Here is a 10,933-nt window from a genome sequence, read left to right on the forward strand (position 1 = left end):
AAGGGGAGGCCGCGGTTCGTGGTGCTGGTGCCGGTGCTTGTGCCGGTGCCAGTGCTGTCGCGTGCTGCCTGCTGCTGGGCCGGTGTTGTCCGGGGCGCTACTCGTAGCGGTAGAAGCGGGTGTGGTCGAGCAGCGCGGAGGGCGCCACCTCCCACGGCGGCATCGGCTCGTCCAGCGCGAAGACCCGCCCCGACTGGGGGTCGGACGCGGGCAGCCTCTTCGCCGGCAGATAGCCGGATCGCGGATGCGCCCGCTGCCAGCGGACCCACAGCAGATCCACGAAGGCGTGGTGGAGCCAGAAGACGGGGTCGTTGGGCGAGGTCGCGCCGAGCATCAGACCGCCCACCCAGCGGTGCACCAGATTGTGGTTGCGCCAGCGCCGGCCCCCGCCCGCACTCCAGCCCTCGATCGTATTGCGGAAGCCGCTGCGCGCGGTGGAGTCCCAGGGGGCCGCGTCGTACAGCGGCTCCTTAAGGGCCCTTTCCACATCCGCCCTGGTGGGCAGGGAGACCGGGTCGGCGGGGCGGCCGAAGTCGCGGGTGAGGTACTTGCCGTCGGTGATCCGCGCGTTGACCCGCCAGTTCCCGTTGCCGTACGCGAAGGGGCCGGTCATCACCTGGCGGTCGCCGATCCGGCCGTTGCCGCCGAGGAAGTCGTCCGCCCACAGGGAGGAGGCGGGGGTGTTGTCCGTCGTCCAGTCCCAGTACGGGACCGACACCCCCGGGTCGATCCGCTGGAGCGCCCGCTCGAAGTCCAGCAGGAATCTTCGGTGCCAGGGGAAGAACGAAGGCGTCATATGGGCCGCCCTCGGGCCGTCCTCGGCGTCGGGGACGAAGAACTCGCCATGTGTCCTGACGAATTCGTCGTACTCCCCCGAACGCTTCAGCGCCAGCAGCGCGTCGACCAGTCGGCGCTTCTCCGTACGGGTCAGATTCCGCTGGTTCTTGCGGGTGTACACCGGTGCCGCCCTCCCTGGGTGGTGTGGCCGTGGGTTCAGTGGCTGTGCGAGGGAGACAGCGCCAGTTGGGCTGAGCCCAGTTCGTCGACGGCGGCGCGGGCCACGTCGCGCAGCGTCGGAAACGACTCGTAGTGGTTGACGAGGCTCAGATAGCTGCCGTCCGCCCGCCGCATCACATGCAGGGGGCGGTCGTCGATCCGGATCTCCACACTCGGCACCGCGACGGTCGTGGTGCCGCGTGTGGAGGTCCGTACCGCGACGGTCGTGGTCCCCGCGCCGCCCGCCGGGACCATGAAGGTCGCGGTGCCCTGGATGTGCCGGCCCCGGTACATCTCCGCGAACCGCTCCAGCTCGGGGCGCACACCGGCCTTCGGCGGGCGGGCCCCCTCCCGGGCGGCCCGGTGGGCGAGGACCGGCGCGAGCGCGCCCGCCGTGCCCGCGACCACACCGACGGTGAAGACCGTACGCAGGGCGGCGCGGCGGCTGATGTGGCGGGTGAGACGGCGGGTGAGGGCTCGCATGAGTTCGCTCTTTCGACGTGGCCGTGCATCGCTGGTGTCAACGGACGTGCACCGCTCGGGTCAACGAGCGTGCATCGCTGGTGTCAACGAGACGGCGGCGAAAGGGTTCCTCGTCCGGGTGGCACGGGCCGTACGGCGCTCACCTCCGCGAACCCCGTCCGGGGGCTCGGCAGCGGCCGACGCGCCCGCACAGCGGCGTGCGCGGGTCCGGCCACCCGGGCGCTGCCCGGTCAGTCGAGGAGCAGCCCGGCGGTGGGCTCGCCGCGCAGCGACGGGGTGAGCACCGCGAGTTCGGGCAGCACCGGCTCGGGCTGCCCGAACAGTTCGGGACGCGGGGCCGACAGCGGAGCGCCCAGCGAGGCCCCCGGCGCGGTCAGCTTGAGATCGCTCGCCGGGGCGACGGCCTTGGCGACCCCCAGCTCACCGCCCCCGAGCGGGTCCTCGACCGGGAGTTCGGCGACGGTCGCCGGGAGTTCGCTGGTGAACGGCACCTGCGGCAGCAGACCGTGGGGCAGCATGCGCCCGGTGACATGGCGCGGTGCCTCGAAGGCGCCGGGCACCGGCACCGGGACACCCGTGCTCAGCTCCGGGGCGGGCACCGGGACAACCGTCTCCAGGCTCTCCAGCGGCAGGGTGACCGGCACCGATGTACCGGCGGCTGCGGGGGCGGCCCCCACCGCCGACGCCATGCACGCGATGACGGCCGCGAGAGATCCTCGGGTGGTCGACTTCATTGGTACGTATGTCCCCTCTTTGTTCGCGTCTTGGTTCGCGAGCTGCTGAACGGTGCGCCGCCGTACCGGAACCGGTGCTCCGGCAGGCGCTGCTCAGTGGAGAACGAGCCAACGGGCCCGACCAGTGCGGAATTCCCCTGTCCGCAGTAACCACCCGGTTGACGCGGGATCGCGCGAAGGGGGTAAATCCACCCCGTTCCGGGCCGCGTTGACCGTCCCGGCCGCCCCCTGTGGGTCAGCATGGCCGCTCCTGCTCAGTTCGTGTGGAGGTTGTATCCATGAAGGCTCCGCTGCGCGCCACGGACGTCGATCTCGCCGATCCGTCGTTCTGGCGGCTGCCGCGCGATCGGCGGCTGGAGTCCTTCGCGCTGTTGCGCACCCTCCCCGGTCCGGTCCGGTTCGGAACCGGCCCCGGCACCGGCCCCGGCCCCGGTTTCTACGCCCTGGTGACGCACGCCGATGTGCAGGAGGCGAGCCGCACCCCCCGGCACTTCGCCAGCGCGCCGGGGGTGACCACGCCCGAGCCGGCCGCCTGGGCGAAGGCCGTCTTCGGCAATTCGATGGTCAACATGGACGGCGCCGAGCACGCGAAGATGCGCAGGATCGTCTCGCGTGCCTTCACGCCGAAGCTGCTGGCCGCCGCCGAGACCAATGTCCGCGCGGTGGCGCGGCGGATCGTGGACGAGATGATCCGCGACCGCCCTGACGACTTCGTGGCGTCGGTCGCCTCCCGGATGCCCTTCGAGATCATCTGCGATCTGATGGGCATTCCGCCGCGCCACCGTACGGAGATCGCCCGCCGGATCGACGAGGCGTCCGAGAACGTCGGGGTCCGCCGGTCCCGGCTGCGGGTTCCGGGGCGCGGGCTGCGCGCCCTGGCCCAGCTGCACCTGGTGATGGCGAAACTGGCGCGCGAGCGCCGCCGCCGCCCCACGGACGATCTGATCTCGGCGCTGGTGTGCGCCGACATCGACGGCGAGGCCCTCGACGCGCGCCAGCTCGGTGCCTTCTTCTCGCTGCTGCTCGTCGCGGGCGTGGAAACCACCCGCAACGCCATCGCCCACGGTCTTTCGCTGCTGACCGACCACCCCGGACAGCGCGCGCTGCTGGAGTCGGACTTCGACCGGTACGCGGACGGCGCGGTGGACGAGATCGTGCGCCACTCGACGCCGATCATCCAGTTCCGCCGTACGGTCGTGGCCGACTGCGAACTGGGCGGGCACGCCTTCCGCCCCGGCGAGAAGGTGGTCCTCTTCTACGCGTCGGCGAACCGGGACGAGAAGGTATTCGAGCACCCCGACACCTTCGACATCACCCGCGACCCCAATCCGCACCTGGGCTACGGGGGCGGGGGGCCGCACTACTGTCTGGGCGCCCATCTGGCGCGACAGGAGATGAAGGCCCTGTTCCATGAACTGCTCACCCGGCCATCCGCGTTGCGGGCGGTGGGGGCTGCCGAGCTGGTGGACTCCAGCTTCGACAACCGGGTCCGCGCGCTGCCCTTCGCCTTCGGCCCCGGGAGCACCGGGAGCGCCGGGGCGGCGGAGCTGCCGGGGGCTCGGGGAACATCGGGGGGTCCCGGCACGGCCGGGGCCCGGCGGGTCAGCGGCGCAGCCGACTGACCGGGAGCAGGACATGCCCGCAGGCCATGAACGTCTCCTCGTCGCCGAGGAACGCCTGGAGCATCTCCTCGGTGACCGGCGCACCCGGCACCGCCTCGGGCCAGGGGCGGGCGGCGACCATGACATGGGCGTGGCCGCGTTCATCGGCTGCGGCGAGCCACTCGGGCGGGGCGGGGCACTGGGCGCTCAGCCGGGGCATGGTGAGGGTGGCCTGGCCGCCCTCGACGAGCAGCCGGATCGGGGAGTTGACGGAATCGGATGTCGCGTCGGTCATCTCGGCGCCGGCCTTGAGCCCGATCTCCTCGATCAGCGCCCGCAGGGCCGCCTCGCCCGCCTCCGTACCGCCGTCGCCGTCACCGTCGCCGTCAGCGCCGCCAGTACCTTCACCGACACCTTCCCCTCCCCCTTCACCGACACCGTCGCCGAGCGAATAGACGAGCAGATAGGGCATGTTGTGCCCGGCTTCGGGATCACCGGTCCAGGCGAGTGCGGAAAGTGTGCCGACATGGCCGCGCCGAAAGGCGTTTTTGGTGGAATTCGCAGTGGTCATGGCTCGGCACCCTAATGCCCGGCAGGTCCCTGTCACCTCATACGTTCACCTGGATGGGGGAAACTGGAGCTGCCAGGAGAGGGCCGTCTTTCCGACCCGGCAGTGGAACCGTACGATCCGCGCGTCCTGCGGTACTTCGAAGACCAGCCAGCCCTGTTTCTGTTCGCCCACCGGAAGCGTGTTCCATTCCAGCGGGAATCCGGTGGTGAGGGTGCCGGTACGGACCGCCGGATACCGCCCGCCGCCGGCGTCCGTCACCCAGATATCGGCGCGGCTCGCGTCATAGGGTCGCCCGCCGACATTGACGAGGGCGACATCGACGCCCAACCGGCGGTTCCCGGTGTCCGGCGCGTCAGCGGCCCGGATACCGATGGCGGGGTCGACCTGCCCCCGAACAGAGATACGCAGGTGCTCGCCGAACCCCCGGCCGCCGAGGTCGGCCGAGTCGCCGACCCATGATGTGCTGCTCCCGGGCTTCCCGGGCTTTCTGTCGGACCGGTCCTGGCCGCCCTCGGCCCGGTCGGCGGCGGTCCGCTCCGCCGCCCGTGGCTGCTGTGGCGACTGCGCGCCCGGCGGACTCTGGCAGGCGGTGACGCCCATCACCAGCGCCGCCAGGAGCAGCGCGGAACCCACATGTCGCATCGGTCCCCTTAAGACAGGCCGTTTTCCCTATCATCACCGTCTCTCCCCGAGAATTCCCTCTACCGGCGCACGTGTCGTGGTCCGTGTCGCCCGGGGAGTCCCACCGATGGGCACAAGGGGCGCGGAGAGTCGGCGCACGTCCAAGGGATTGGCTCGGGGGGCGCACTCCATGTCGCGCTGGGGGCGGGAATCCCGACGAGCGGGGGACTTATGGCCGCTCCCCCGAAAAACCGTTCATGCGGTCATCCGGAACCCTGCCGCCGCAGTGACTTCTCCCGCGGGTGGGGCGTTGGCCGACTTATGGCAAGGACTTCCGCGCCTGCTCGATGGCAGCGCGTCCAGACGCACTCGGCCCCGAACCCGCATCACCATTCGAACGCGCATCAGGACACTCGTCCGATGGGTCCACCGGTCGGCGAGAGCCCGATCTACGACCAGTTGTCCCAGGAGTGGACGAGCGCGGGACGGACGCTGCCGGGCGTGCCGGACCTGGAGTGGACCCGGCTGGCCCAGTACCCCACCCCCCAGCCCACCCCCGGAGACCTCCTCACCGGCCCACCCCCAACCCCCTGGCCCTGGCGCCCCGACCCGACCCGTCGCACCTGAGTCCCCCGTACGCCGGTCCCCGTCCCGGGCGCGCGCCCTGATCCGACGGGGGCGCCGCGCTCTGTGCCCTGCGGTGTGGAGGGCATGCTCGGTGGTGGCGCCCCGGTCGTGCGCGGTGGTTCGGCGGGCGCGGTGGTTCGTCGCTGTTCTCCTTGGCGACGTCGACGCGGATGCCTCGCGGGCGGTGCGGCTCGGGAATCCTGGTGGCCTGCCGCCGCGTTCCACCGAAGTCACTCGTACGCCCCGTGCTTCGCCCAGGAGACCGCTCCCATGCCAGAGCCAGAGATCGACGCCATCGTGTTCGACGTCCTCGGCACGCTCGTCGACGAACCCGCCGGTATCCGCGCCGGTATCCGTGCACTCGACCCGTCGCTCGACGAGCCCGGGGTCGAGCGGCTTCTGTCGCTGTGGCAGCGGCACATCGACCGCGAGCAACGCCGCGTCCTCGACGGCGACCGGCCCTACCTCGCCAGCGATGTCCTCGACCTGGAAGCCGCCCGGCTCGTCGCCGACGCCGCCGGAGTCGATGACCCGACCGCCACGGCGGCACTGGCCCTTGCCGGTCGCAGGCTCCCTCCGTGGCCCGACACCGTGGCGGGGCTCGCCCGGCTCGCCGAGCGGTTCCCGCTGATCGGACTCTCCAACGCGAGCCGGACGGCGCTACTGGGGCTCAACGCGCACGCCGGCCTGCGCTGGCACCAGGCCCTGTCCGCCGAGGACGCCCGGACCTACAAGCCCGACCCGGCGGTCTACCAGCTTGCCGTCACCGTCTCCGGGCTGCCCCCGGAGCGCCTCCTGATGGTCGCCGCCCACGCCTGGGACCTGCGCGGTGCGCAGAGCCTCGGCCTCCGCACCGCCTACGTCCCCCGTCCCGTCGGCGACCCGCCCACCTCCTCGGACGGGTTCGACCTGTACGCCGACGACCTCGCCGACCTGGCCGACCGACTCGACCAGGCCGGCCAGGTCGGCCGGCCTGTCCGACGCGTCATCGGCTGACCCGGCGGCGTGCCCGGCGGCGCACCCAGCCCCGGTGGAACTCAGTCCCCGGCGGGGCCCGATTCGCCGACCCGGGTCGGGGAGAGCGGGGCGGTGGGGCGGGGCAGGCGCGCGGTGGTGGGGAGGTGGGTGCGGAGGCGGGCGGTGAGGCGGTGGGCGGTGAAGGTCGCGCCGTGGACGAAGCGCATGGCGGGGCCGAAGGAGGGCGCGGTCAGGAGGCCGGCGAAGAACAGCCCCGGGCACGAGGACTCGAACCCCGCGCTCAGTTCGGGCGCGTGCCCGGTGCCGACCGTGCGGATGGTGCGCCGCAGGCGGGCGTCGAGCAGGCCGAGCCGGTCGAGGTCCGGGGTGAAGCCGGTCGCGGCGACGACATGGTCGGTGTGGACCACCGAAGTACCTCCGCCGGGCGCGGTGAGCGTCAGCCGTACCCGCCCGCCGGTGATCTCGGCCCCGCACAGCCGGTGCCCCAGCAGCTCCGGCACCTGCCGCTCGTAGCGGTCCCTGAGCCACCACGCCCCGGCGGGCCCGAGCGCGGTGTCCGCGATGTGTTCCCGGGTGGACGCGGGCAGCCGCCGTACGGCCCAGGGCAGTTCGGACCAGACCCAGCTCCGCCAGCCGGTGCCGAGCCCGCTGTGGGGCGTGCGCAGGGAGCGCAGCAGGCCCCGCTGGAGGGGCAGCGGCGGGGTGTTCCAGTTCAGCCGGTCCGCCCGCGCGACCAGCGTCGGCCGGGCGCCCTGTTCCGCGAGGAGGGTCGCCGTCTCCAGCGCGGCCTGCCCCGCGCCGACGACGGTGACGTCCTGGCCGTGGAAGCGGCCGAGGTCGCGGTGGCCGCTGCTGTGGGAGACGTACGGCGCGGGCAGTCCGGCCAGTTCCCGGGGGATGCTGACGAACGGCATCACCCCGACGGCGAGTACGACCGTACGGGCCAGGGCGCCCTCGCCATCGGCGGTCTCGACGCGGAAGCCGTCGCCCGTCGCGGCGACCCTGGTGACGGTCCGTTCGTCCACGTCCGGAACGGCGCGTTCGGCGAACCACCTGCCGTACGCGGTGAAGGCGCCGATCGGCAGCGGCTCGCCGTGCCGTGCCTCGAAGCCGCGCTCGGCGCCGTAGCGGCCGAGGGTGTGGTCCCCTGCCGGGTCGGACAGATTGGACGACCAGGGCTCCGACTTGAGGAACATGCCCTCGGGCATATGGTCGCGCCAGGACGCCATGGTCCTGCCGTAGACCTTGGGGTTCATCCCGGCGCTCGCCGCGTGTGCCGCGATGGACAGCCCGTAGGGTCCGGCGCCGATCACTGCCACGTCGTACATGGTTCGTTCCTTCGCAGTTGGTGGAGGGGGTAGGGGGTGGGGAGGCTCACCGGAGCCGCTCGGTGGGGTGTTCGCGGGGGTGTTGGCCGAGGTGGTCGCCGGGGGGCCGCGGACGGTCCGGCCGTTCCGCCCGATCGGTCCGTACGGGACGTACGGGACGTACGGCGTCCCGCAGCCGCTGTACGCCCTTGGCCAGTCCGCGCTTGAGCCAGGCCCCGCCCATGGCCAGGAACGGCAGCGGATCGTCGCCCGCGAACCAGGCGGCCTCGACGCCCGCCCGGGGGTGCGCCGCCGGCGGGCCGGCCGGTCGCGGGACCTGCTCCCCGGCGGACCGGGGCGGGTCGCCCGGCCGCGAGTGCGGCACACGCAAGTGCGGCACACGCGCGTCCGGCCGGGCGTGGCCCGGGGGTGCGGCGGGGGCGTCGTGAACCCGGACCCCGTTCCCGTCCCCACCCCTGCCGCCGTCCCCGTCCCGCTCGCGCAGCGACACCAGCGCCGACAGCAGCGCGTAGTTCTCCGCGACGAAGACCCGCCCGGGTCGGCTCACCAGACGCGGCACCGGCTGTCCGGTGAGGTCGAGATAGAGCGCCCGTACGACATCGAGCCCGTCCGCGCCGGTGAAGAGGCGGAACTGCGCGCCGGGCCGTGGATTGGCGTCGAGGAGCTGGTACGAGCCGGTGGCCTCCTCGCGCCGGAAGTCGAGGTCGAGGATGCCTCGGTAGCCGACCTGGGCGACCAGCCGGAGCGCGGCCTGTTCGACCTCGGCGTTGGGGTGCCAGCTGCCCTTGGCCGTCAGGCCCGTACGCCTGGGCCAGGACAGTTCCTTGCGTCCGCTGCCGCCGACCGGGGGGCCTTCCCCGCCGGGGAAGTAGCCGTGGAAGAACCAGTCGGAGGCGGGCGCGTCGGGCAGATAGCGCTGGAGCAGCAGCCGGCTCCCGGCGCTCCCGGCGCGTTCGAAGAGCGACCGGGCGGCCCCGGGGGAACGCACCAGGGTGGTGCTGCGCAGCCCGGTGGCGGCGGTGAGCAGCCAGGGGCGGCTCCACTTCGCGACCAGGGGCAGCCCCAGTTCCCGTGCCGCGGCGCCCGCCTCGTCGGCGCTGGCGGGCACGACGGTCACCGGGTGCGCGATGCCCGCGGCCTCGCACAGGCCGGCGAGCCGGGCCTTGTCGGCGAGGAGTCCGGGCAGTTCGGCCGGCTGCTGGGGCAGGTGGTAGCGGTCGGCGAGCCGGGGTGCGTGGGCCGCCGCCCGGATCGCGCTCAGGTCGTCCATCGCGATGAGCACCGCACGCCGGCCGATCCGGTCGGAGACGCGCAGCAGCATCTCCACGAAGCCCTCAGGGGTGATCGTCCCCGGCGGCCGTGGATGCGCCCGGTGCAGATAGCGGGAACTGGCGACCGGGCTGCCCGGTGCCTCGGCCACGGTATGCACCTCGACACCCGCGCGCCCCAGCGATCTGACCGCTCCCAGGGTGCCGTGGTGAAAGGGATTGCGGTCGAGACGGAGCACCAGAGCGGGTACCCCGGCGTCGAACGGTGGCATCAACGTCACAACTTTCACCTGATTGGTCCTGAATAACTCGTGACCGTTTCACGAATGGCCCAGTGACACGCTTTCAGAAGGCCAAAAAGTAAGACTTTCTGTCTACGGTCATACACGCCGCGAATCCGGTGGCGTACTCACCCGGACACGCTCGAACAACCCCTAGGAGGAGCCCATGACCCGTCGGCGCCGTCTCACCGGCACCTGTATCGGGACAGTGGCAGCCACTCTCCTCGTCTCCACAGGCGTATTCGGAGAACAGACGGCGGGCGTCGCCCGCGCCGAAGAGAAGATTCCCGTCCCGCCCGGTCTCGCGTCGGTCGCGACGGGCGCGTATCTGGACTACGGTCCGGCCGGTGTCCTGCGTATGGATCAGCTCTCGCAGTGGCTCGGCGGTACGGAACTGAGGGTCGGCCACACCTATCTTCCGGGCGACCGGTGGAGCAATATCGAGGGCGGCCCGAATTTCCTGGACGACTGGGCGCGCTGGCGGCGCGGCGCGGACGACCGGCTGTTCGTCCTCAATGTGCCCATGCTGGAGCGGAACGAGGAGCGGGTCCCGGACTGGCAGGTCCGGCAGCTCCTCATGGCCGGTGCGGCAGGTCAGTACGATCACCACTTCCGGACGCTGGCCTCTCGGCTGGTCGCTCTCGGTGTGCCGGACACGGTGATCGTGCTCGGCTGGGAAATGAACGGCACCACATACACCCATCGCTGCGGGCCCGACCCCGAATCGTGGAAGGCGTACTGGAATCGCATTGTCACCGCGATGCGCTCGGTGGAAGGGCAGAAGTTCCGCTTCGATTTCGCTCCGAACAGAGGTACGGACGCGATCCCCTGGACCGAGTGCTATCCCGGGGACGATGTCGTGGACATCATCGGGATGGATTCGTACGACCAGGCTCCCGGCAAGACCTTCGATGAGCAGGCGAACGCTCCGTACGGGCTCCGGAAGCAGGTCGAATTCGCGGCGGAGCACAACAAACTGATCTCGTACCCGGAGTGGGGGCTTTTCCGGAACGGCGACAACCCCGATTACATGCGGGGCATGCTCGAATGGATCGGCCGGCACAAGCCGCTGTATCAGACCATCACGGACTACTGTCCGCACGGTGTCTGGCAGTGCGATGACAACCCCCGATCGTCGAAGGTCTTCCGGTCGATGCTGTTCGCACAGCCGGTCCCCGTGCCGCCGACCCCGCCGGTTCCGACACCGACGGTGCCCACGCCACCGGTTCCGACACCGACACCGACACCGACCGTGCCGACCCCGCCGGTTCCGACACCGACACCGACCGTGCCGAAGCCTCCGGTGGAGCCCACGCCCGCCGTGCCAACGCCCACGCCCACGCCCACACCGACGCCGACGCCGACGCCGACCGTCGTACCGCCGTCGCCATCTCCGGTGAAGCCGAGTCCGAGTACCCCCGTGGAGCCGGTGCCGACGCCCACAC

The 10,933-nt window shown here is 71.8% G+C and carries 11 protein-coding genes; 4 read left to right on the forward strand and 7 right to left on the reverse strand.

Annotation, left to right across the window (positions count from 1 at the left end; translation table 11 throughout):
• Positions 1-97 precede the first annotated feature (97 nt).
• The 3 genes from ACWF94_RS21190 to ACWF94_RS21200 form a co-directional block, all read right to left on the reverse strand.
• Positions 98-958: a tyrosinase family protein gene (locus tag ACWF94_RS21190; RefSeq protein ID WP_453490449.1), complete on the reverse strand. Its 861-nt coding sequence runs from the start codon at positions 956-958 to the stop codon at positions 98-100.
• Positions 959-993: 35 nt separating this feature from the next.
• The gene (locus ACWF94_RS21195) at positions 994-1,479 is read right to left on the reverse strand and encodes a tyrosinase family oxidase copper chaperone (RefSeq protein WP_453490452.1); all 486 of its coding nucleotides are present in this window, start codon (positions 1,477-1,479) and stop codon (positions 994-996) included.
• 230 nt (positions 1,480-1,709) lie between these two features.
• Positions 1,710-2,213, reverse strand: coding sequence for a hypothetical protein (locus ACWF94_RS21200; RefSeq protein WP_453490455.1), 504 nt, complete (start codon positions 2,211-2,213; stop codon positions 1,710-1,712).
• 278 nt (positions 2,214-2,491) lie between these two features.
• Here ACWF94_RS21200 and ACWF94_RS21205 point away from each other — a divergent pair, with 278 nt between their 5' ends.
• Positions 2,492-3,835: a cytochrome P450 gene (locus ACWF94_RS21205; protein WP_453490458.1), complete on the forward strand. Its 1,344-nt coding sequence runs from the start codon at positions 2,492-2,494 to the stop codon at positions 3,833-3,835.
• Here the strand turns inward: ACWF94_RS21205 and ACWF94_RS21210 are convergent.
• Both ACWF94_RS21210 and ACWF94_RS21215 read right to left on the reverse strand, forming a co-directional pair.
• The gene (locus ACWF94_RS21210; RefSeq protein ID WP_453490461.1) at positions 3,816-4,385 is read right to left on the reverse strand and encodes a DUF5949 family protein; all 570 of its coding nucleotides are present in this window, start codon (positions 4,383-4,385) and stop codon (positions 3,816-3,818) included. The genes ACWF94_RS21205 and ACWF94_RS21210 overlap by 20 nt on opposite strands.
• A gap of 45 nt (positions 4,386-4,430) precedes the next feature.
• A complete protein-coding gene (locus ACWF94_RS21215) occupies positions 4,431-5,027 on the reverse strand; it encodes a DUF4352 domain-containing protein (protein WP_453490464.1) in 597 nt (198 codons plus the stop codon).
• A gap of 399 nt (positions 5,028-5,426) precedes the next feature.
• On the opposite strand from ACWF94_RS21215, the gene ACWF94_RS21220 reads away from it, so the two are divergent.
• Positions 5,427-5,633 (forward strand): hypothetical protein, encoded by a 207-nt coding sequence (locus ACWF94_RS21220; RefSeq protein WP_453490467.1) that lies wholly within the window; start codon positions 5,427-5,429, stop codon positions 5,631-5,633.
• Positions 5,634-5,903: 270 nt separating this feature from the next.
• Positions 5,904-6,629 carry a haloacid dehalogenase type II gene (locus tag ACWF94_RS21225; protein ID WP_453490470.1) on the forward strand — a complete coding sequence of 242 codons (726 nt, stop codon included), beginning with the start codon at positions 5,904-5,906 and terminating at the stop codon, positions 6,627-6,629.
• Between the two features lie 41 nt (positions 6,630-6,670).
• Here the strand turns inward: ACWF94_RS21225 and ACWF94_RS21230 are convergent, their stop codons facing one another.
• Both ACWF94_RS21230 and ACWF94_RS21235 read right to left on the reverse strand, forming a co-directional pair.
• Positions 6,671-7,939: an NAD(P)-binding domain-containing protein gene (locus ACWF94_RS21230; RefSeq protein WP_453490473.1), complete on the reverse strand. Its 1,269-nt coding sequence runs from the start codon at positions 7,937-7,939 to the stop codon at positions 6,671-6,673.
• Between the two features lie 46 nt (positions 7,940-7,985).
• Positions 7,986-9,479: a carboxylate--amine ligase gene (locus ACWF94_RS21235; RefSeq protein WP_453490479.1), complete on the reverse strand. Its 1,494-nt coding sequence runs from the start codon at positions 9,477-9,479 to the stop codon at positions 7,986-7,988.
• A gap of 175 nt (positions 9,480-9,654) precedes the next feature.
• Between ACWF94_RS21235 and ACWF94_RS21240 the strand changes: the two genes are divergently transcribed.
• Positions 9,655-10,933, forward strand: a 1,279-nt coding sequence (locus ACWF94_RS21240) for a glycoside hydrolase family 26 protein (RefSeq protein WP_453490476.1), incomplete at its 3' end; no start/stop codon positions are given.

Source organism: Streptomyces sp. NPDC055078 (genome assembly GCF_053607985.1).